Raw genomic sequence first — 21,098 nt, 5'->3', positions numbered from 1 at the left:
TGCACACCCTGGTGTGCCGCCTAGTATCGCCTCAGGCCGCCTCCTAAACTTTGAAGGCTGCCAAACTCTCACCATCACACATTAAAAATTGTTATCAATTTATAACAGCCATGTTACCCGTCTCAAAAGCAATGCCTCCCCCGTCTGCTATGCTTTTTTGTTAAGTCCATCATGATTTTTCCAGAAGTGTGAACTAACGCACTCATCTAACTCTTTTATTTCCAAGGAGTAATCTTTTATGAACCAGCTAGACGGCATCAAACAATTCACCACCGTGGTCGCAGACAGCGGCGATATCGAGTCGATTCGCCACTACCAGCCGGAGGATGCAACCACTAACCCTTCGCTCCTGCTCAAGGCGGCAGGGCTTGCCCATTTTAGCCATCTGATTGATGACGCCATTACCTACGGTAAACAGCGCGGGAAAACGCAGGAGCAGCAGGTGGCCGAAGCCAGCGACAAGCTGGCGGTTAATTTTGGTGCGGAAATTCTTAAAAGCATTCCGGGACGCGTCTCGACCGAAGTCGATGCCCGCCTCTCGTTCGACAAAGAAAAGAGCATTAACAAGGCGCGTCGTCTGGTAGAACTCTACCAGGAGCAGGGGATTGATAAATCACGCATTCTGATTAAGCTCGCATCGACGTGGGAAGGCATCCGCGCGGCTGAGGTGCTGGAGAAAGAGGGGATCCACTGCAACCTGACGCTGCTGTTTTCGTTTGCCCAGGCGCGCGCCTGCGCCGAAGCGGGCGTGTTCCTCGTCTCGCCGTTTGTCGGGCGCATCTACGACTGGTATCAGGCGAAACAGCCGATGGATCCGTACGTGGTGGATGAAGATCCGGGCGTGAAGTCGGTCCGTAATATCTACGACTACTACAAGCAGCACCGCTACGAAACCATCGTGATGGGGGCCAGCTTTCGCCGTACAGAACAGATCCTCGCCCTGGCAGGCTGCGACCGCCTGACCATCTCCCCTAACCTGCTCCAGGAACTGCAGGACAAAGAAGAGACGGTGATCCGCAAGCTGGTGCCGACCTCCACCGTGCTGCCAAAACCGAAAGCCATGACCGAAGCGGAGTTCCGCTGGGAGCACAATCAGGACGCGATGGCCGTGGATAAACTGGCGGAAGGCATCCGCCTGTTCGCCGTCGACCAGCGCAAACTTGAAGACCTTCTCGCCGCCAAACTTTAACCTTGCCACGGAGTGAACTATGTCCCGTAAAGAGCTAGCCAATGCCATTCGCGCCCTCAGCATGGATGCCGTGCAGAAAGCCAATTCCGGCCACCCCGGCGCGCCGATGGGCATGGCGGATATTGCCGAAGTGCTGTGGAACGACTTTCTGAAGCACAACCCCAATGACCCGACGTGGTACGACCGCGACCGCTTTATTCTCTCCAACGGCCACGCCTCCATGCTGCTCTACAGCCTGCTGCACCTGTCCGGCTACGACCTGCCGCTTGAGGAGCTGAAAAACTTCCGCCAGCTGCACTCCAAAACGCCGGGCCACCCGGAAATCGGCTATACGCCGGGCGTAGAAACTACCACCGGGCCGCTGGGTCAGGGGCTGGCGAATGCGGTCGGGCTGGCGATAGCCGAACGCACGCTGGCGGCGCAGTTTAACCAGCCGGACCACGAGATTGTCGATCACTACACCTACGTGTTTATGGGTGACGGCTGCCTGATGGAGGGGATCTCCCACGAGGTCTGCTCCCTGGCAGGCACCCTGGGGCTGGGCAAGCTGATTGGCTTCTACGATCGCAACGGCATCTCCATCGACGGCGAGACCGAAGGCTGGTTTACCGACGACACGGCAAAACGCTTCGAGGCCTACCACTGGCACGTGGTGCATGAGATTGACGGTCACGATCCGGAGGCGGTGAAAAAAGCGATTCAGGAAGCGCAGAGCGTGAAGGACAAACCGTCCCTGATTATCTGCCGCACGGTGATCGGCTTCGGCTCGCCGAACAAGGCGGGCAAAGAGGAGGCGCACGGCGCGGCGCTGGGTGACGAAGAAGTGGCGCTGACCCGGCAGAAGCTGGGCTGGAAATACCCGCCGTTTGAGATCCCGAAAGAGATCTACAGAGCCTGGGATGCCCGTGAAGACGGTGAGAAAGCCCAGCACGCCTGGAACGAAAAATTTGCCGCCTACAAAAAAGCGCACCCGGATCTCGCCGCCGAGTTTTCCCGCCGCATGAGCGGCGGCCTGCCGGAAGACTGGGACGATAAAACCCAGGCGCTGATTGAGAACCTGCAGTCCAACCCGGCGAAAATCGCCACCCGAAAGGCGTCGCAAAACACCCTGAACGCCATCGGCCCTCTCCTGCCCGAACTGCTCGGCGGCTCGGCGGACCTGGCGCCCAGCAACCTGACCATCTGGTCCGGCTCAAAATCGCTGAAAGAGGACATTGCCGGGAACTACATCCACTACGGCGTGCGCGAGTTTGGGATGACCGCGATTGCCAACGGCATCGCCCACCACGGTGGCTTCGTGCCCTACACCGCTACCTTCCTGATGTTCGTCGAGTATGCCCGCAACGCGGCGCGCATGGCGGCGCTGATGAAGGCCCGGCAGATCATGGTCTATACCCATGACTCCATCGGGCTGGGTGAAGATGGCCCGACGCACCAGGCGGTGGAACAGCTGGCAAGCCTGCGCTTAACGCCCAACTTCAGCACCTGGCGTCCGTGCGATCAGGTCGAAGCGGCGGTCGGCTGGAAGCTGGCGATAGAACGCCACAACGGCCCGACGGCGCTGATTCTGTCGCGCCAGAACCTGGCGCAGATTGAGCGTACCCCGGAGCAGGTGAAAAACATCGCCCGCGGCGGCTACATCCTGAAAGACAGCGGCGGCAAGCCGGACGTGATCCTGATTGCGACCGGGTCCGAGGTGGAAATCACGGTAAAAGCGGCGGAAAAACTGACCGCCGAAGGCCACGCGGTGCGCGTGGTGTCCCTGCCTTCAACGGATATTTTTGACGCCCAGGACGAGGCGTACCGGGAATCGGTCCTGCCGTCCAGCGTCGCGGCGCGCGTGGCGGTGGAAGCCGGAATCGCCGACTATTGGTACAAGTACGTCGGGCTGAAAGGGGCGATTGTGGGCATGCGGGGCTACGGCGAGTCCGCCCCGGCCGATAAGCTGTTCCCGTATTTCGGCTTTACCGTTGAGAACGTGGTTGAGAAGGCGTTGAGCGTGATCTAGTGCGCTCTGCTTGCCGGGTGGCGCTGTCGCTTACCCGGCCTACGATTCGTAGGTTTTGTAGGACGGGTAAGCTCCCGCAAGATTCGTAGGCCGGGTAAGGCGTAGCCGCCACCCGGCAAAAACTACCGCGTGATCCAAAGCGTAGGCCAGGCATCTGGCCCGTTCCAGCTGTCGCAGCTCGGCTCCTCGGCGTAGCGCACCAGGCGGAACCGCTGGCCGTCAAAACGCCAGCGCGTCTGGATCCCGCAATCGCCGATACCACGCCCCAGCGCGAGCGTTGTCAGCTCGCGCGTCTTCTCATCGAAGCTGGCGTTCATCAATTCCATTTCGCTGTCGCCGCTTGACGGCGTAAACGGCAGCCGCAGCCTGACGCTGCGCGCGGTGAACGGTTTCTTACGTGACACCAGCCACGCCAGATCGACCGTGTTGTAGGCCCCCGCCTCGCAGCTCACGATCAGCAGCGCCTTCTCATCGGTTAACGCGGTGACGCGTACTTCCCGGCGGTTAGGATCCAGCGAGCACTGGCTGCTGTTCATCCGTCCGGTACCGTAGTCCAGCAGGTCGTTCAGTTCGGCGTGGGAAAGCGGTGTTGGGGTAGGGTTAACGACCGCCACCTTTTTCAGGGCGGGTGCAGGCGGTACGCTTAACGGCGGATCGTCACCTTTCCTGATCCACGCGGTTTCGCTGCCGACGCGCTTCTGCTGCGCATCAATAAACAGCAGCGCGGCCTTAAGCCCGCTCAGTGAAATCACCTGCTTACCGCTGCTCAGGGTCAGAGCCTTCCCTTCCTGGATATTTTTCAGAAAGGCGGTGATGGTGGCCGCATCGTCCGTTTTCAGATGCCAGGGCGTAAGCTGCCAGCGCTGCTTGTCGAGCTTAAGGGGAACATTATCCAGCAGCAGCCGGGGGGCAATCTCCGGCTCTTTGACCGAGGGCGTATCAAGACCGCCGAGATCGATTCGCAGCGTGGCATCCGTTTTCGCCCCGGCGCTGCGGGTGAGCGTCATGACCAGACCACGGTGCTCGCCCGTGTTGCGGGCAAGGCAAAAGTTCTGGTTATTGCAGGTCACCTGCCAGTCAGAAAAGGCTTGCTGAACGGGTGCAGCCCGCACCTGCGGCGCGAGGAACACCCAAAACAGGGAAAACAAAAAGACGCTATAGCGCATGAATAACACAATCCCGGAACGAAAACGCGTAACTGGGCAGTATCTTCGTGTTCCCGCCGGGGTTACTCAATCGGATTTATCAGATATCCCCGAAAAACAGGCTATTTACGTTCGAAAGTGACATTCATCAGCCCGGTCGTCTGTAAATACTGCAGTAATATCACCGCTTTACCATCCCTGATTTCACCTGAACGCACCATCTCCAGCGCGCGGGTAAAGGGCAGCTCCAGCACTTCGATATCTTCATCCTCTACGCCACCGCCCCGGTGAGTGCGCTGCGCGTCGCTGTATTCCGCAATGAAGAAATGCACAATTTCCGTCACGCCGCCCGGAGACATAAACAGCTCGAAAACCTTTTTGACCTCGCCCACTTCGAAGCCCGTCTCTTCGACGGCCTCTTTGCGGATGCAGACTTCCGGCTCATCGTCATCGAGCAGGCCCGCGCAGGTTTCAATCAGACGTCCGTCAGGGTTGCCGTTAACCCATGTCGCCACCCTGAACTGGCGGATCAGCACCACGCTCTGCTTTTCACGGTTATAGAGCAGAATCGTTGCCCCGTTGCCGCGGTCATAGACCTCGCGCCTGTGGCGGATCACTTCACCGTTATTACGCGTAAGATCGTAGGTGATGTTACGCAGGACAAAGTAGTTTTCAGAAAGAATTTTGTCTTTGATAACGTCAATTTTCAGGGTCATACGGGCTCCACGACACAATGAGTCGCTCTATACTACGCCGTGAATCCCGCTTTGTCGCCCGCCGGTTTAATGGGGTTTTGCTGCGTTAACGCCCAGCCAGTCGAGTATGCCTTGCGCCGCATGACGCCCTTCCGCCATTGCGGTCACCACCAGATCCGCCCCGCGTACCGCATCGCCTCCGGCGAAGATTTTAGGGTTAGTCGTCTGGTATCGGTAGCGGCTCTCGACCGAGGCAACGATCCGCCCCCGGTCATCCGTTTCGACGCCCTGGGCCTGCAGCCACGGCATTGCGTGCGGGTTAAAACCAAACGCCATGATGACCGCATCCGCCGCCATCACAAACTCGCTGCCCGCGACGAGAACGGGCCGACGCCGCCCCTGCGCATCCGGCTCGCCGAGCTCGGTGCGCAGCATCCGGATACCGTTGGCCTTTCCGTTCGGATCCCGCGTCACCTCAACCGGCTGGACGTTAAATTCAAACGCCGCGCCCTCCTCTCTGGCATTCTTCACCTCTTTCTTCGAGCCCGGCATGTTGGCCTCATCCCGACGATAGGCGCAGGTCACCTTCGCCGCGCCGTGGCGTAACGCGGTGCGGACGCAGTCCATCGCGGTATCGCCCCCGCCAAGCACCACCACGTTTAAGCCGCGGGTGTCGATGAACGGTTCGCTGGCGGTCGCCGCCAGCCCCATAACATGCCGCGTATTGCCGACCAGGAAAGGCAGCGCGTCATAGACTCCGGGCGCGTCTTCATGCGGGATACCCGCCTTCATCGAGCGGTAGGTTCCCACGCCGATGAACAGGGCATCGTAATCGTGCGTTAACTGCAGCATCGACACGTCCTTGCCCACCACGCAGTTCAGCTCGAAGCGGATCCCCATCCCGGTAAATATCTCCCTGCGCCGCGCGAGCAGCGATTTATCCAGCTTGAATGCCGGAATGCCAAAGGTCAGCAGTCCGCCGATTTCCGGATGCCGGTCGTAGACCGTGACGCTCACGCCGCTGCGCGCCAGCACGTCGGCGCACGCCAGCCCGGCCGGCCCCGCGCCGACGATCGCGACGCGTTTTTCTGTCGGCGTAACGGCGGACATATCCGGCCGCCAGCCCAGCGCCAGCGCCCGATCGGCAATATAGCGCTCGATGTTGCCGATGGTCACGGATCCCGCCACATCACGTAATGTGCAGGCGCCCTCGCATAATCGGTCCTGCGGACAGACGCGGCCGGTAATTTCAGGTAAACAGTTGGACTGGTGCGAAAGCTCGACCGCGCCGGTGATATCCCCCGCCTTGAGGCGATCAATCCACTGCGGGATGTGGTTGTGCAGTGGGCAGGTCCATTCGCAGATGCTGTGCTCTCCGCATTTCAGGCAGCGCGATGCCTCGCGGGCGGCCTGCTCGTCGCGGAACGGCAGGTAAATTTCGTTAAAATGGCCCACGCGCTCGGCGGCAGCACGTTTGTCAGGCTCGCCGCGTGGCGCCGTCGCCTGCATTTGCTGCCGTTTGCTGCGGGGCGCGTCATCTCCGACGGCCTGCGCATGCCAGGGCTGCGCCTCCAGGCAGGCCGTGCGCTGTCGGCGCGATTTCGTCAAGCGATCGAGGGCGGCAGGCGTCGCCAGGGAGAGGACATCTGCCGGGCAATTTTCGATACAGGCCGGGCCCTGTGGCCGCGTCAGACAGAGATCGCATTTATTCGCCGATGCCTTCACGCTGCCGTTGTCGAGCGGGGTGACGATAATCTCCAGCGTGCCGAATGGACAGGCCACCGCGCAGGCCTTACAGCCGATGCATTTTTGTTGATTCACCTGTACGCTGTCATCGCATTTGCTGATGGCGCCGTTCGGGCAGCTTTGCGCGCAGGGGGCATTTTCACAGTGATGACAGGTGACGGGGCTGCTCTTATCGCCGGATCTCAGGACCGTGATACGGGGATGAAAATGGCGCTCGCTCAGGACGTGCTGCTCATCGTTGTGCGCCATCACGCAGGCCACTTCGCAGGCGCGACACCCAATGCACTGCTGGCTGTTAGCCATAATAAAACGATTCATAACCACACCTGTTTTTGGTTCAATAACCTTTCTCTTTATAAGAGTATGGTATTTACGCATCACGGTGCGATCGGGCAATGTTCAAATGCCCGCAACGCGCAATTATTTCCAGTGAACCTGTGGCAGATCAATTTTATTCAGAGAGCCGTTCTGTGACCGTTAAACAACCCGTTTCCGGAAGCCTTGCCTGGGCTTTCTTTTCGATTATTGTCTTATCCGTGCTGACCAGCACCGTCGCGCTGCTGACGCTTGCCAGCAGCCAGCGTGACGCCGAAGCCATTAATATCGCGGGTTCGCTGCGTATGCAGAGCTATCGTCTGGGCTACGAGATGCAGCGCAACAGCCCTTCCCTTGCTGCGCATCGCGAGAGCTGGCAGCAGACGCTGAGCGCGCCTGCCCTGCAGAAGCTGAACCGCTGGTATGTCCCGGACAATGTTAAAGCGCGCTACCAGCAGCTGCACGTGGCCTGGCTGGAGATGGATGCGCGCATCGCCCGCGGCGACAGCGCGTGGTACCAAACCCACATTGAGGATTTTGTTGGCCGCATTGATGCCTTTGTGCTTGCTCTCCAGCACTATACCGAACATAAAATTCAGACGGTGACCCTCCTCTCTCTGGCGGGCGCGCTCGGGATCCTGCTGCTGACGCTGTTTACCCTGCGGCGCATCCGCCGCCAGGTGGTGCTCCCGCTGAACAACCTGGTGGCGGCCAGCGAGCGGATTGAGCGAGGAGATTTTGCCACCCCGGCGCCGGATAGCGCCCTGCCGAACGAGCTGGGCCAGCTTTCACGCGCCTTCAACCACATGTCCGCCGAGCTGGCGACGCTCTACCGTTCGCTTGAAGCTTCGGTCGCGGAAAAGACGCGCCATTTGCATGAAGCCCACCAGCAGCTCGACATGCTGTTCAAATGCTCTCAGGCGCTGAATATCGGCCAAATAGACAGCCACTGCTTCCGGCATATCCTGCAGATTGTCCATGACTATACGCAGATGAGTTATCTGGAACTGCGCACCAGCGACGACTGGCGAGTGTGTGAAGGGACTGCGTCAAACGACATCCCGCTGCAAAACCTGCCGGTGCTGATGCAGGACACGCTCTACGGCGAGCTGCGCTGGCAGAGCGAGGCGGATAGCGTCCCCCTACCGCTGATGCGAAGCGTGGCGACCATGCTCGGGCGCGGGCTGTACTTTAACCAGGCGCAAAAGCATTACCAGCAACTGCTCTTAATGGAAGAGCGCGCCACCATCGCCCGCGAGCTGCACGATTCGCTGGCGCAGGTGCTGTCGTATCTGCGCATTCAGCTTGCCCTGCTCAGGCGCGCCGTGCCGGAGGAAAATAGTCCGGCGCAGACCATCATCGCCGACTTCTCCCGCGAGCTGAACAATGCCTGGCAGCAGCTGCGCGAGCTGCTTACCACCTTCCGCCTGACGCTGAACCACGCGAACTTACCCGCGGCGCTGCAGGAGTCCCTCGACGTGCTGCAGAGCCAGACGCGGGCTAAGCTGCATCTCGACTGCCGACTCTCCTCGCTGGCGCTCGATGCGCAAAAGCAGGTGCATTTGCTGCAGATCGTGCGTGAGGCCGTGCTGAATGCCATTAAGCACGCCCAGGCCAGCGAGATCGCCGTCAGCTGCGTTACCGCGGCGGACGGCACGCACAGCGTCAGCATTCGCGACAACGGCATCGGGATTGGCGAGGCCAGCGAGCCGCCGGGGCACTACGGGCTCAATATTATGCGCGAACGCGCGCAGCGGCTGGGGGGAGCGCTACACTTTTCCCAACCGCAAAACGGCGGCACCCTGGTCAGCGTGACGTTCCCGGTACCTGCACCGTTAACGGGTAAATAACGGTAAAGGGGCACGCGCAGGGAAAAGCGCATGATAATTTACATTATCTCCTTTATTTCTCCACGTTTGACCTGGGCCTTAACGCTAAAGTTAGGCGGGCAATTAACAATAATGACGTGCAGCAAAACGAGGTCACTTTTTCATGGCGAATTTCTTCATCGATCGCCCCATTTTTGCCTGGGTGCTTGCCATCCTGTTGTGTCTGACAGGCGTCCTGGCCATTACTTCACTTCCCGTTGAGCAATACCCCGACCTGGCCCCGCCGAACGTGCGCGTCACCGCAAACTATCCCGGCGCGTCTGCGCAGACGCTGGAAAATACCGTGACGCAGGTTATCGAGCAGAACATGACGGGTCTGGATAACCTGATGTACATGTCCTCGCAAAGCAGCGCCACGGGGCAGGCGACGGTCACCCTGAGCTTTACGGCAGGCACCAACCCGGACGAAGCGGTGCAGCAGGTCCAGAACCAGCTGCAGTCGGCCATGCGCAAGCTCCCTCAGGCGGTGCAGAACCAGGGCGTGACCGTGCGTAAAACCGGGGATACCAACATACTGACCATCGCGTTTGTCTCGACGGATGGCTCGATGGATAAACAGGACATTGCGGACTACGTCGCCAGTAACATTCAGGATCCCATCAGCCGCATTAACGGCGTCGGGGATATCGACGCCTACGGTTCACAATACTCCATGCGCATCTGGCTCGACCCGAACAAGCTGAACAGCTACCAGATGACGGCATCCGACGTGACCACTGCCATCAAAGCCCAGAACGCCCAGATTGCCGTAGGGCAACTGGGGGGAACGCCGTCCGTTGATAAGCAAGCCCTGAACGCCACCATTAATTCACAATCCCTGCTCCAGACGCCGGACCAGTTCCGCAACATCACCCTGCGCGTGAATCAGGACGGATCGGAAGTGCGTCTGGGCGATGTCGCTACCGTGGAAATGGGTGCGGAGAAATATGACTACCTGAGCCGCTTTAACGGCAATCAGGCCTCCGGTCTGGGGATTAAACTGGCCTCGGGCGCAAACGAAATGGCGACGGCGAAGCTGGTGTTAGACCGTCTGGATGAGCTGTCGCAGTATTTCCCGCACGGGCTGGAGTACAAAGTCGCCTATGAAACCACCTCCTTCGTTAAAGCGTCGATTGAGGACGTGGTGAAGACCCTGCTGGAAGCGATCGCCCTGGTCTTCCTGGTCATGTACCTGTTCCTGCAAAACTTCCGCGCGACGCTGATCCCGACCATTGCCGTACCGGTAGTGCTGCTGGGGACCTTTGCGGTGCTTTACGCGTTCGGGTACAGCATTAATACCCTGACAATGTTTGCCATGGTGCTGGCGATTGGCCTGCTGGTGGATGATGCCATCGTGGTGGTCGAAAACGTCGAGCGCATCATGAGCGAGGAAGGGCTCTCTCCGCGCCAGGCGACGCGCAAATCGATGGGGCAAATTCAGGGAGCGCTGGTCGGGATTGCGATGGTGCTGTCGGCCGTCTTTATCCCGATGGCCTTCTTTGGCGGCACCACCGGGGCAATTTATCGCCAGTTCTCGATCACCATCGTCTCGGCGATGGTGCTTTCCGTGCTGGTGGCGCTGATCCTCACCCCCGCGCTGTGCGCCACTATTCTGAAACCGCTGCACAAAGGGGAGCATCACGGTCAGAAAGGCTTCTTCGGCTGGTTTAACCGGATGTTTAACCGCAACGCGGCGCGGTATGAATCAGCCGTTGGCCGCGTGCTGCACCGCAGCCTGCGCTGGATGATGATTTACGTTGTGCTGCTGGGCGGCATGGTCTGGCTGTTTATGCACCTGCCCACCTCGTTCCTGCCGATGGAAGACCGGGGCATGTTCACCACCTCGGTGCAGCTTCCGAGCGGCGCAACGCAGCAGCAGACGCTGAAAGTGGTTCAGAAAGTGGAGCAGTACTTCTTCACTCAAGAGAAAGATAACGTTGTGTCGGTCTTCTCCACCGTCGGCTCCGGCCCGGGCGGAAACGGGCAGAACGTCGCCCGCATGTTCGTCCGCCTGAAGGACTGGGACGAGCGCGATACCCGCACGGGCACCTCGTTTGCCATCATTGAACGCGCGACGAAAGCCTTTGCGCACATCAAAGAGGCGCGCGTCTTTGCCAGCAGCCCGCCCGCGATAAGCGGGCTGGGCAGCTCCGCCGGGTTCGATATGGAGCTACAGGATCACGCCGGCGCGGGCCACACGGCGCTGATGGCGGCGCGCGATAAGCTGCTGGAGCTGGCCGGAAAAGATTCAGGCCTGACCCGGGTCCGCCATAACGGCCTCGACGACAGCCCGCAGCTCCAGGTGGATATCGATCAGCGCAAGGCGCAGGCGCTGGGCGTCTCGATTAACGATATCAACGACACCCTGCAAACGGCGTGGGGCTCAAGCTATGTGAATGACTTTATGGATCGCGGCCGCGTGAAAAAAGTGTATGTCCAGTCCGCCGCGCCGTTCCGCATGCTGCCGGATGATATTAACCGCTGGTTTGTCAGGAATAACGCTGGCGGCATGGTGCCATTCTCCGCGTTTGCCACCTCGCGCTGGGAGAGCGGTTCGCCGCGCCTCGAGCGCTATAACGGCTACTCGGCGGTTGAAATCGTCGGGGAGGCCGCGCCGGGCGTCAGTACCGGTACCGCGATGGACACCATGGAAAAGCTGGTGCAGCAGCTGCCCGCCGGTTTTGGTCTGGAGTGGACGGCCATGTCTTACCAGGAGCGTCTCTCCGGGGCGCAGGCCCCCGCGCTTTACGCACTCTCTCTGCTGGTGGTCTTCCTCTGCCTTGCCGCCCTGTATGAAAGCTGGTCGGTCCCGTTCTCGGTCATGCTGGTGGTGCCGCTTGGGGTTATCGGCGCCCTGCTGGCGACCTGGATGCGCGGCCTGGAGAACGATGTGTACTTCCAGGTGGGCCTGCTCACCGTGATTGGCCTGTCGGCGAAGAACGCCATCCTGATCGTTGAGTTTGCCAACGAGATGAATGCTAAAGGACACGAGCTGATGGCCGCCACGCTGCACGCCTGCCGTCAACGCTTACGCCCGATCCTGATGACGTCGCTGGCGTTTGTGTTTGGCGTACTGCCGATGGCAACCAGCACCGGCGCAGGCTCCAGCAGCCAGCATGCCGTCGGCACGGGCGTCATGGGAGGCATGATATCGGCCACCATCCTCGCCATTTACTTCGTGCCGCTGTTCTTTGTGCTGGTGCGTCGCCGCTTCCCGCTAAAGGAGCGACCTGAGTAAGTGGTTGAAATAAAAAAAGGCGGCTTTATGGGCCGCCTTTTTATTGTGTGATTAAGTCACACTATGGTTATTTTACTTATTTTAGTGCTCTTGCAATTCTTACTGAATGTCATTTACGAAGCATGCCTTCGATAAAATCTTTCCAGTTCCCCAGTTCACGTTCAATCATAACAACCTCTCTTATTATTATGGGCATTCTACAAAAACGGACCATCGTTGTGAAGACTATTTAACCAATTGCTGTGATTGTACCCCACGTCCTGCGGGGATTTATGATAAATATGAACGGAGTGACCTCAATTTTTTGTGACGGCCAGCAATATTTTGAAATAACCCTGCGGACGGGTGAGTTTTATTTTATTTGCTGAGTTTATTAGGTTTTTAAAGTTTATGGACTTCTATGCTTAAATGATGAAAGAATATTCAGCGTACAGTTGTGAGTCGAATTAAGAAGACTCGTTAATCCAGACAATTCCTGAATGTGTTATATTCCATTTAAGGATATATCGTCGAATTTACTGAACATTTAATTATCAGAACATCAAAAGGATTCATCATGGTTGTGATGTACGGCATTAAAAATTGCGACACCATCAAAAAAGCCCGCCGCTGGCTGGAAGCCAACAGCGTGGAGTACCGCTTCCACGATTACCGTGCCGATGGGCTTGATGCAGATTTTCTGCATAGCGCTATCCGCGAGCTGGGCTGGGAAGCGCTGCTGAACACCCGCGGCACCACCTGGCGTAAACTGGACGAATCCCTGCGCGCCAGCATCAAAGATGCCGACAGCGCGGCCAAACTGATGCTCGAGATGCCGGCAATTATCAAACGCCCATTGCTCTGCGCGCCAGGGCAGCCTATGCTGCTGGGTTTCAGTGAAACCCTTTATTCCGACTTTTTTCGTTGAGGTGTAGTTTATGTCATGCCCGGTCATTGAGCTGACTCAGCAGCTTATTCGCCGTCCTTCCCTTAGCCCGGACGACGCAGGTTGTCAGGCGCTTATGATTGAACGCCTGCGTGCCATCGGTTTTACCGTTGAACGCATGGATTTTGGCGATACCCAGAACTTCTGGGCGTGGCGCGGTCAGGGCGAAACGCTGGCCTTTGCCGGGCATACCGACGTCGTTCCCGCCGGCGACGCGGATCGCTGGATTAACCCGCCGTTTGAGCCGACCATTCGCGATGGCATGCTGTTTGGTCGCGGCGCGGCAGACATGAAAGGCTCTCTGGCGGCAATGGTCGTGGCGGCAGAGCGCTTCGTGGCGCAGCATCCGAACCACAAAAACCGTCTCGCGTTTTTGATCACCTCCGACGAAGAAGCCAGCGCGCACAACGGTACCGTAAAGGTCGTTGAAGCGCTGATGGCACGCAACGAGCGTCTCGACTACTGCCTGGTCGGTGAGCCGTCCAGCACCGAAGTGGTGGGTGACGTCGTCAAAAACGGACGCCGTGGCTCGCTGACCTGTAACCTGACCATTCACGGTGTGCAGGGCCACGTCGCTTATCCGCATCTGGCCGATAACCCGGTCCATCGCGCCGCGCCGATGCTGAGCGAGCTGGTGGCGATTGAGTGGGATAAGGGCAACGAGTTCTTCCCGCCGACCAGCATGCAGATTGCAAACGTCAAGGCCGGAACCGGCAGCAACAACGTGATCCCGGGGGACTTCTTCGTCCAGTTCAACTTCCGCTTCAGCACCGAGCTGACCGATGAAATGATTAAAGCCCGCGTGATCGCCCTGCTGGAAAAATATGAGCTGCGCTATAGCCTGGACTGGTGGCTTTCCGGCCAGCCGTTCCTGACGCAGCGCGGCAAACTGGTGGATGCGGTGGTGAACGCCATCGAGCACTATAATGAAATTAAGCCACAGCTGCTGACAACGGGTGGCACCTCAGACGGACGCTTTATCGCCCGTATGGGCGCTCAGGTTGTCGAACTGGGTCCAGTGAACGCAACCATTCATAAAATAAATGAGTGTGTCAATGCGGCAGATTTGCAACTGCTGGCCCGCATGTATCAACGTATTATGGAGCAACTCGTCGCCTGACGAACGCTCTGAGAGGAATAGCGAATGGATTGGCTTTCAAAGTACTGGTGGGTTCTGGTGTTGGTTTTTCTGGTTGGCGTACTGCTGAACGTGATTAAAGACCTTAAGCGCGTTGACCATAAAAAGTTTCTCGCCAACAAACCGGATCTTCCCCCGCACCGTGATTTTAACGACAAGTGGGACGATGACGACGACTGGCCGAAGAAGGACCAGAAGAAGTAATCGATCCGATTTCCCCTCTCCCTGGGAGAGGGGGAAGAATCACATAAACTCTACAATATCATCGTTATCCGGCTTGCCGCCGCTGAGCGCTTCATCAAAGTAGTGTTTCGGCACGGTATAGCGCAAACGATCGAGCGCGAACTGCATGCTGCGGTCGTCGATCGCGTGGCCCAGGTCGTCAACGATATCCAGCGTCACATCCCCGCCTTCGCGAATCAGCGCTTCCTGCGCGTCAACCGCATGCGAGAGCTCAATCACCCGGTCTTCACCGCCGTGAATCAGGTGGATCGTGGTCTGCGTGGTCGCGCTCGTCGGCAGCGTCGCAAAGCGGCCGTTAAACGCGATCACCCGCGAAGCCAGACCCGGCTGCGCTTTTACGCTTTCCAGGGACATGATAGAGCCCTGCGAGAAGCCAATCAGTGCGGTCGCGTCGGCTCCTACGCCGCTCTGCTGCTGCCAGTAGCGCACAACGTCGATAAAGGTCGGCATGATGGCGTCGATGCGCGCCTGACGGTTCTCTTCCGTTACGCCCTGAACCGAGAACCACTGCCGCCCGTTCGGGCCGCATGGCTCTACGCCACCGATGCTGACAATCAGTGCCTCCGGGAAAACGGGCGCAAACCAGCTGCCGATCTGCCCCATATTGACGGCATTATCGCCAACGCCATGAAACAGAAGCAGCAACTGTTTAGCCGGTTTGTCAGGGCTTTGAACAACAAAATGGTCGTGTTTCATGGTGGTCTCCTTAATAGATGACCTGGATTCTACGCCTCCCGGCGGGAATGACCATGCCACTTTACTGAAGAAGTCATTGAAAAAATTGCCATTGCAAAATGTCGTCCTTCACCTGCTGGCAGCGCGGATAGTCAAGGCTTTCAAGCGCTTGCGCGGCTTCACTGCGCAGCTTCGCCAGCAGCGCTTTTCGCCCGCCCTCTTCCGTTTTGCCTGTCATTTTCCCCCGCAGGACCGGAAGCGGAAGATCCACGGCGAGCAACAGCCGCGTCAGCGCGGCAACCGAGGTTGAAAACGCGCGATGCGCAAAAGCAAATCCCGCCAGCTCCAGCCAGTCGTCATTATTAAGGGTAGCTTCCCAGCCGTCTGACACAGGGATCTTTTCACCGTTCCAGGCCGACAGGACGCGCATATCCCGGCACAAACGCTGGTGCTCCAGGGCGCACAGCCGGTGTCCGGCCTCGCTCAGCGGGAGCAGCGCCATCGCGGTGTAGCAGCCGCTGCTGGCTTCCCGATGGCTGCCCATCCTCACCAGCACAAACCCGCACTGCTGCCAGAAGCGCCACAGCGCGTCGGTATAACCAAAGCTCACCGAGAGATAATCTTCTCCGCTGGCGCTACGGATAAGCCGTTGCCCGATGCCTTCCCGCTGGCGCAGGGGATGGACCGCAATGCGGCTCACCCGTCGCCCTTTCAGCGTTGCTGCGAGAGGCGAGCCGCCGTGCGCCGCCAGCGACTGCGCCACGAGATTCCCGCGCGGACGGCGGTATCCCGCCCACACGGCGCGGCTAAGCTCAGGTGACAACCCGCCCTCGTCCACCAGCCAGAGCGCGCCCGCAATATCAGCCCCCGCGTCCGCAACGGCAAAGTGCTGGCCCGGAGCGTCCATCATCCGGCGTAAATCGAGCGGTGAAGTACGGTAGTGCGCGGCGCACAGCAGTTCATATACGCCTGCCACGCGTGCCGGGTCACTCTCCCAGATCCGCGGATCCAGAGGCCTTATACGCACCTCGCCTTCCGGTTTGCGGTCGATAAGCGCATCATCAAATAACAGAGCATTCGCCACGAACCGCTCAAGCGGACACCCGGCAGCCCAGCGAATGGGGGTCGACAGGGCATAATGCTGCAACCCGCTGAAACGGGCGCAGAACTTCAGCAGGAACCCCCTGCCCGTTCCTTCATAACCCTGAACCGTGGTGGTCAACAGCACGCGCGGAAAACGTGTTACCAGCTTCTCCAGCAGCGGGCCGGGGATGGCTGCCGCTTCATCGACAATCAGCCAGTCGGCCTGCAGCGAAGAAGCCAGCAGCGCGTCAGGTGCCAGAAAATGAAAACGCTCGCCCGCAAAGCGGGCGATGACGTCCGTGGCGCCTTTCGCCGGCGCCGTCACCACCGCACTGGCCGCAATGCGGCTGAGCAGCATTCCCGCCAGCGCTGACTTTCCGCGCCCGCGGGCAGCCGTTACGGCTGCGATGCCCGCAGGCATGGTCAGAAGCGCGTCGAGGATCTCCGCCTGCTCGCGCTCCGGCGCGCCGCTGGCAGGCTGCCAGGCGGGTAAATCGGGTACGGCGGGAAGCGTCAGAGGGCGATGCTGATGCCAGACGATCGCATCCGAATCGGCGGCAAGCGTCCGGCAGAAGTGGTGAACAAAGTGCGGGGTGGCGATCGGCTCCGCGCTGTCGCTCCAGCGCACCGAATCGCTATCAGGCCTGTCGGCCCAGACGGCGAGAGGCGGAACCAGCAGCACCAGAAGGCTTCCGGCACGCAGCGTGCCGCTGAGCGCGGCGAACGCTGAGACGTCAAACCCCGCGCGCGCGTCAAAAACGGCGTGCAGGTATTCGCGTCCCAGCAGTCCACTGAGGGCCTTAGACGGGTTTTCTGCCAGCCACGGCCAGTCTCCCGGTAAGGCATCCCGCAGGGCTGTCGCCTGGCTGAGCGTCCACCACTCATCGCCCGTAAGCACCACCAGACGGCGGTGCCCGGTACGTTCAAGCTCGCGTATCAGATGTTCAAACGCCACCATCACATGGCTTTGCCGAAGGTATTACACTGGGCCGGGTCGCCGCTGTCGAAGCCGCGCTTAAACCAGCTGTAGCGCTGCTGCGAGGTACCGTGAGTGAAGCTGTCCGGCACGACGCGCCCCTGGCTCTGCTGCTGAAGACGATCGTCACCGATAGCCTGAGCGGCATTCAGCGCCTCCTCAAGATCGCCGGATTCCAGCACGCCCTGCTGCTGCATGCTGTGACCCCAGACGCCCGCGAAGCAGTCCGCCTGCAGCTCCATCTTGACGGACAGGCGGTTCACTTCAGTCTGAGAAGCATTCTGCTGCAGCTGGCGCACTTTTGGCTCAATGCCCAGCAGCTTCTGCACGTGGTGGCCGACTTCATGCGCAATCACGTAGCCCTGGGCAAAATCACCGTCAGCGCCAAGCTTGCGTTTCATGTCATCGTAAAAAGAGAGATCGATATAGACGGTGCTATCTGCCGGGCAGTAGAACGGTCCCATCACGGACTGCCCGGTGCCGCATCCGGTGCGGGTTGCGCCCCGGTACATCACCAGCTTCGGCTGCTGATAGGTTCGCCCCATCTTCTCGAAAAGCTGACTCCAGGTATCTTCAGTCGTCGCGAGAATAACAGAGGTAAATTTGGCGGCTTCATCTTCATTCGGGCTGATGGAGCGCTGGGAATGCTGCTGCTGTTGCAGCGGCTGGCCGGTCATTAGCCCGGTGAGATCGACGCCGTAGTAACCTGCGACTAACACCACAATCAGCAGGATGATCCCGCCCTTGCCGCTAGGTAACCGGAAGCCGGGCCCACCCATTGAAGGCCCGCCGCCGCCATCGCTGCGCCTGTCTTCTACATTGTCACTTTCACGACGCCCTTGCCAGCGCATAACCACCTCGAACTATTCCATTTATAATAGCTATGATCGTAGGCGGTTAACGGCAAGATTACCATAGGAAACAAGGGTAAGACGCCAAAGGATGAGAACATCCTTTGGCAAGTGAGGGAGTTAGTCGAGCTTAACGCCTAAACGGTGAGCAACCGCTTCGTACGCTTCAATCAGGCCGCCCAGGCTCTGACGGAAGCGGTCTTTGTCCATTTTATCCAGGGTTTCTTTATCCCACAGGCGGCTGCCGTCCGGCGAGAACTCGTCGCCCAGCACCACTTCGCCTTTGAACAGACCAAACTCCAGCTTGAAGTCGACGAGGATCAGGCCCGCGTCATCAAACAGCTTTTTCAGCACGTCGTTGGCTTTGTAGGTCAGCTCTTTCATGCGCGCCAGGTTCTCTTTGTTCACCCAGCCGAAGGTTTCGCAGTAGGAGTCATTCACCATCGGATCGTGCATGGCATCGTTTTTCAGGAACAGGTCGAACAGCGGTGGATTCAGCTCGATGCCTTCTTCAATGCCCAGACGCTTCACCAGGGAGCCTGCCGCGCGGTTACGAATAACGCACTCAACCGGAACCATATCCAGTTTTTTCACCAGACATTCCGTATCGGACAGCAACGCTTCCATCTGAGTCGGGATACCCGCTTCGGCCAGTTTGGTCATAATGAAGTGGTTGAACTTGTTGTTCACCATGCCTTTACGATCGAACTGCTCAATGCGTGCGCCATCCCCTGCTGACGTATCATTGCGGAACTCGAGCACCAACAGATCCGGGTTTTCCGTGCTGTATACGGTCTTCGCTTTGCCACGATACAACTCAGCTTGCTTCTGCATCTTCATTACTCCTGGTGTGATGATTGGTGTTCAAAACTGGGCATATTATGCCACGCACACGTTTGCGTAGCACGAAAATAAAAAGGGCGGGATTAACCCGCCCTCGTATTTATTTGCTGAATGCTGCCTGGAAGACAGCGACCAGCGCATCGTTCTGCGACTGGGTCAGCGTGTGACCTTTTGGATCGATAAACTGCAGGCTACTGCGGTTATCAAGGTCGCCAACCTGAATTTTGTAGTCACCGGAGGCAAGCTGAGGATCTTTCGCGCCCAGTTCCTGCCACGCGCTGTCGGAGAGCGGCTTATAGGTTGCCGTCATGCTGCCGGTTGAACGCGTGCTGTCGGTCACCTTCATGCCCACTTTTTCCAGCGTCGCTGGCAGACGCTGCCAGGTCTGGTTAAACGGCGCACGCACCACCAGCATTGGCAGGCCGGTATCATCCGCGCCGCTCTGGACATCAAAGGTCACACCGTTGCGGCTTTGCGCTGCGTTGGCGGCTTCTGTCGCGGTCTTATCCAGACCCGCGGCAATGACGTTCAGCATTTCGGTGCTGTAACGCTGCAGGGACGCGGCATCCGCAACCGGTTTACCCGCCTGCTCAAGGTTCAACAGCTTAACGTTAACCGCCTGCTGATAACCCTGTGGCTTAACGGAGACTTGATAGCGACCGCGGTACTGCTGATCTTCATCCAGACGGTTCCATTCGATCCAGTCGGTGGTTAACGTCTGGCTGGCGTCATCGCGTTTATCGATGGTGTAGTTCTTCGACTGAATGACGCTGACAACCTGCGGCCACAGATTGCTACCGCGCGCGCTCTCAACCATCAGAGACGCCGTATCACCGGTGAACTGGGTACGCGCCCCGTTGACCAGCGCCAGAGGCTGTGCTGGTGGACGAATATCAAGCGCTTTACCGACCAGGCCGCTGCCGTTGGTCACGGGAATATTATAATCGCCGTTCTGAATCGGCAGGATCATCCCCGCCGGAGCGTGAAGTTCAGCAAGCGGGGTCGCATCCAGATAGGATTCATCACCGCTCACCTGGCGCTTGTAGCGCGAGTCTGAACTACAGGCAGCGAGCAGCATAACAAGCGAAACACTCGCAACCTTCGCCAGGCGCGACTTCTGTACTGAATAAGCCATCAAATCTCCCTAAACTCTACAGCAAACCGGCATGCTTCAGCGCTGCCCTGACGATATCACGACCGTGGTCGGTAATCGGCGTCATTGGCAGACGCAGCGTATCGGTTGCTACAAGCCCCAACTCCTTACATGCCCATTTCACTGGGATCGGATTGGGTTCGACAAATAATTTATTGTGCAGCGGCATCAGACGCTGGTTAATCACGCGCGCTTCATCAAAGTGACCGGCTGCGGCCAGTTTGCACATTTCAGCCATGTCGCGCGCCGCAACGTTTGCCGTTACGGAGATCACGCCGTGGCCACCGAGCTGCATAAAGTCCAGCGCGGTCGCATCATCACCACTCAACAGGATAAAGTCGTCTGAAACCAGCTCTTTGATCTGATGAACGCGGCTTAAGTTCCCTGTCGCCTCTTTAATACCGATAATATTTTTTACTTTCGAGAGACGACCAACGGTTTCCGGCAGCATATCGCAACCGGTACGGGACGGCACATTATACAGAATTTGTGGCAAGTCAGTATGTTCAGCGATGGCTTTGAAGTGCTGGAACAAACCTTCCTGAGTAGGACGGTTGTAATAAGGGGTCACCGTCAGACAGCCAACAATGCCGCTGTCGTTAAAACGTTTGGTCAGGCTGATCGCTTCTGCGGTGGCATTCGCGCCTGTGCCCGCGATGACCGGAATACGTCCGTCAGCCAGTTCGAGGGTCAGCATCACTACATCGCCGTGCTCGTCGTGGCTCAGCGTTGCAGATTCACCGGTAGTCCCTACCGAAACGATCGCCGAGGTTCCATTGGCGACATGGTAATCAATCAGCTTCTTCATGCTAGACCGGCAGACGTTACCTTTTTCATCCATCGGTGTTACAAGCGCGACAATACTTCCCGTGAACATGAGCCATCCTCTGTGCGAACAAGAGCCTCAATGGTACGTTTGGAACTGTAATAAAAGCAAGCGACCTGAGGCCCTCAGGCGGTTGTATGCATGTTTTTTTTATGCTTTCCTTAGGAAGACTTAACCATGC

At 58.5% G+C, this 21,098-nt stretch carries 17 protein-coding genes; 7 read left to right on the top strand and 10 right to left on the bottom strand.

Features of this window, described 5'->3' with window-relative positions; all coding sequences use genetic code 11:
* Positions 1-238 precede the first annotated feature (238 nt).
* Both tal and tkt read left to right on the top strand, forming a co-directional pair.
* The gene (tal, locus tag ACMWKK_RS02180) at positions 239-1,189 is read left to right on the top strand and encodes a transaldolase (protein WP_112779866.1); all 951 of its coding nucleotides are present in this window, start codon (positions 239-241) and stop codon (positions 1,187-1,189) included.
* A 19-nt stretch (positions 1,190-1,208) separates the two neighbouring features.
* Positions 1,209-3,197 carry a transketolase gene (gene tkt / locus ACMWKK_RS02175; protein WP_112779867.1) on the top strand — a complete coding sequence of 663 codons (1,989 nt, stop codon included), beginning with the start codon at positions 1,209-1,211 and terminating at the stop codon, positions 3,195-3,197.
* Between the two features lie 122 nt (positions 3,198-3,319).
* Here tkt and ACMWKK_RS02170 read toward each other — a convergent pair whose 3' ends face one another.
* The 3 genes from ACMWKK_RS02170 to aegA form a co-directional block, all read right to left on the bottom strand.
* A complete protein-coding gene (locus ACMWKK_RS02170; protein ID WP_406542738.1) occupies positions 3,320-4,363 on the bottom strand; it encodes a DUF1176 domain-containing protein in 1,044 nt (347 codons plus the stop codon).
* A 101-nt stretch (positions 4,364-4,464) separates the two neighbouring features.
* Positions 4,465-5,058: a GDP-mannose pyrophosphatase NudK gene (gene nudK / locus ACMWKK_RS02165; RefSeq protein ID WP_112779868.1), complete on the bottom strand. Its 594-nt coding sequence runs from the start codon at positions 5,056-5,058 to the stop codon at positions 4,465-4,467.
* Positions 5,059-5,124: 66 nt separating this feature from the next.
* Positions 5,125-7,101 (bottom strand): formate-dependent uric acid utilization protein AegA, encoded by a 1,977-nt coding sequence (gene aegA / locus ACMWKK_RS02160; RefSeq protein WP_112779869.1) that lies wholly within the window; start codon positions 7,099-7,101, stop codon positions 5,125-5,127.
* A 152-nt stretch (positions 7,102-7,253) separates the two neighbouring features.
* Here aegA and narQ point away from each other — a divergent pair, with 152 nt between their 5' ends.
* Both narQ and acrD read left to right on the top strand, forming a co-directional pair.
* On the top strand, positions 7,254-8,948 hold the full coding sequence (narQ, locus tag ACMWKK_RS02155) for a nitrate/nitrite two-component system sensor histidine kinase NarQ (protein ID WP_112779870.1): 1,695 nt from the start codon (positions 7,254-7,256) through the stop codon (positions 8,946-8,948).
* A gap of 142 nt (positions 8,949-9,090) precedes the next feature.
* Positions 9,091-12,204, top strand: coding sequence for a multidrug efflux RND transporter permease AcrD (gene acrD / locus ACMWKK_RS02150; RefSeq protein ID WP_112779871.1), 3,114 nt, complete (start codon positions 9,091-9,093; stop codon positions 12,202-12,204).
* A 109-nt stretch (positions 12,205-12,313) separates the two neighbouring features.
* Here acrD and ypfM read toward each other — a convergent pair whose 3' ends face one another.
* Positions 12,314-12,373 (bottom strand): protein YpfM, encoded by a 60-nt coding sequence (gene ypfM / locus ACMWKK_RS02145; protein WP_015572204.1) that lies wholly within the window; start codon positions 12,371-12,373, stop codon positions 12,314-12,316.
* Positions 12,374-12,760: 387 nt separating this feature from the next.
* Between ypfM and ACMWKK_RS02140 the strand changes: the two genes are divergently transcribed.
* From ACMWKK_RS02140 to ACMWKK_RS02130, 3 genes are read left to right on the top strand one after another with little or no spacing between them, the layout of a single operon-like run.
* The gene (locus tag ACMWKK_RS02140) at positions 12,761-13,111 is read left to right on the top strand and encodes an ArsC family reductase (protein WP_112779872.1); all 351 of its coding nucleotides are present in this window, start codon (positions 12,761-12,763) and stop codon (positions 13,109-13,111) included.
* A 10-nt stretch (positions 13,112-13,121) separates the two neighbouring features.
* The gene (gene dapE, locus ACMWKK_RS02135) at positions 13,122-14,249 is read left to right on the top strand and encodes a succinyl-diaminopimelate desuccinylase (RefSeq protein ID WP_112779873.1); all 1,128 of its coding nucleotides are present in this window, start codon (positions 13,122-13,124) and stop codon (positions 14,247-14,249) included.
* A 24-nt stretch (positions 14,250-14,273) separates the two neighbouring features.
* Positions 14,274-14,471: a YpfN family protein gene (locus ACMWKK_RS02130; RefSeq protein ID WP_008501627.1), complete on the top strand. Its 198-nt coding sequence runs from the start codon at positions 14,274-14,276 to the stop codon at positions 14,469-14,471.
* Between the two features lie 39 nt (positions 14,472-14,510).
* Here ACMWKK_RS02130 and ypfH read toward each other — a convergent pair whose 3' ends face one another.
* The 6 genes from ypfH to dapA form a co-directional block, all read right to left on the bottom strand.
* Positions 14,511-15,206 (bottom strand): esterase, encoded by a 696-nt coding sequence (gene ypfH / locus ACMWKK_RS02125; protein WP_045325923.1) that lies wholly within the window; start codon positions 15,204-15,206, stop codon positions 14,511-14,513.
* Between the two features lie 73 nt (positions 15,207-15,279).
* Positions 15,280-17,226, bottom strand: a complete 1,947-nt coding sequence (locus ACMWKK_RS02120) for a tRNA(Met) cytidine acetyltransferase TmcA (RefSeq protein WP_112779874.1) — start codon at positions 17,224-17,226, stop codon at positions 15,280-15,282.
* Positions 17,226-18,095 (bottom strand): neutral zinc metallopeptidase, encoded by an 870-nt coding sequence (locus ACMWKK_RS02115; RefSeq protein WP_045325928.1) that lies wholly within the window; start codon positions 18,093-18,095, stop codon positions 17,226-17,228. The genes ACMWKK_RS02120 and ACMWKK_RS02115 overlap by 1 nt, the downstream gene beginning before the upstream one ends.
* A 120-nt stretch (positions 18,096-18,215) precedes the next feature.
* Complete coding sequence (gene purC, locus ACMWKK_RS02110) at positions 18,216-18,929, bottom strand: phosphoribosylaminoimidazolesuccinocarboxamide synthase (RefSeq protein WP_008501631.1); 714 nt, start codon at positions 18,927-18,929, stop codon at positions 18,216-18,218.
* Positions 18,930-19,038: 109 nt separating this feature from the next.
* Complete coding sequence (gene bamC, locus ACMWKK_RS02105) at positions 19,039-20,073, bottom strand: outer membrane protein assembly factor BamC (protein WP_045325930.1); 1,035 nt, start codon at positions 20,071-20,073, stop codon at positions 19,039-19,041.
* 16 nt (positions 20,074-20,089) lie between these two features.
* Positions 20,090-20,968, bottom strand: a complete 879-nt coding sequence (gene dapA, locus ACMWKK_RS02100; protein ID WP_045325931.1) for a 4-hydroxy-tetrahydrodipicolinate synthase — start codon at positions 20,966-20,968, stop codon at positions 20,090-20,092.
* Between the last annotated feature and the right edge of the window lie 130 nt (positions 20,969-21,098).

It is taken from the genome of Enterobacter sp. 01-M-03-SI-ECC, from assembly GCF_047530215.1.
Taxonomy (GTDB): domain Bacteria; phylum Pseudomonadota; class Gammaproteobacteria; order Enterobacterales; family Enterobacteriaceae; genus Enterobacter; species Enterobacter chengduensis.
This window is presented reverse-complemented; position numbering and strand designations above follow the sequence as displayed.

Excerpts from the sequence above, each read along its gene's own strand:
- purC (WP_008501631.1), bottom strand. The coding sequence starts at position 18,929 with ATGCAGAAGCAAGCTGAGTTGTATCGTGGCAAAGCGAAGACCGTATAC.
- bamC (WP_045325930.1), bottom strand. The coding sequence starts at position 20,073 with ATGGCTTATTCAGTACAGAAGTCGCGCCTGGCGAAGGTTGCGAGTGTT.
- nudK (WP_112779868.1), bottom strand. The coding sequence starts at position 5,058 with ATGACCCTGAAAATTGACGTTATCAAAGACAAAATTCTTTCTGAAAAC.
- dapA (WP_045325931.1), bottom strand. The coding sequence starts at position 20,968 with ATGTTCACGGGAAGTATTGTCGCGCTTGTAACACCGATGGATGAAAAA.
- tal (WP_112779866.1), top strand. The coding sequence starts at position 239 with ATGAACCAGCTAGACGGCATCAAACAATTCACCACCGTGGTCGCAGAC.
- tkt (WP_112779867.1), top strand. The coding sequence starts at position 1,209 with ATGTCCCGTAAAGAGCTAGCCAATGCCATTCGCGCCCTCAGCATGGAT.
- ypfH (WP_045325923.1), bottom strand. The coding sequence starts at position 15,206 with ATGAAACACGACCATTTTGTTGTTCAAAGCCCTGACAAACCGGCTAAA.
- ACMWKK_RS02120 (WP_112779874.1), bottom strand. The coding sequence starts at position 17,226 with ATGGTGGCGTTTGAACATCTGATACGCGAGCTTGAACGTACCGGGCAC.
- dapE (WP_112779873.1), top strand. The coding sequence starts at position 13,122 with ATGTCATGCCCGGTCATTGAGCTGACTCAGCAGCTTATTCGCCGTCCT.
- acrD (WP_112779871.1), top strand. The coding sequence starts at position 9,091 with ATGGCGAATTTCTTCATCGATCGCCCCATTTTTGCCTGGGTGCTTGCC.
- ACMWKK_RS02130 (WP_008501627.1), top strand. The coding sequence starts at position 14,274 with ATGGATTGGCTTTCAAAGTACTGGTGGGTTCTGGTGTTGGTTTTTCTG.
- aegA (WP_112779869.1), bottom strand. The coding sequence starts at position 7,101 with ATGAATCGTTTTATTATGGCTAACAGCCAGCAGTGCATTGGGTGTCGC.
- ACMWKK_RS02140 (WP_112779872.1), top strand. The coding sequence starts at position 12,761 with ATGGTTGTGATGTACGGCATTAAAAATTGCGACACCATCAAAAAAGCC.
- ACMWKK_RS02170 (WP_406542738.1), bottom strand. The coding sequence starts at position 4,363 with ATGCGCTATAGCGTCTTTTTGTTTTCCCTGTTTTGGGTGTTCCTCGCG.
- ACMWKK_RS02115 (WP_045325928.1), bottom strand. The coding sequence starts at position 18,095 with ATGCGCTGGCAAGGGCGTCGTGAAAGTGACAATGTAGAAGACAGGCGC.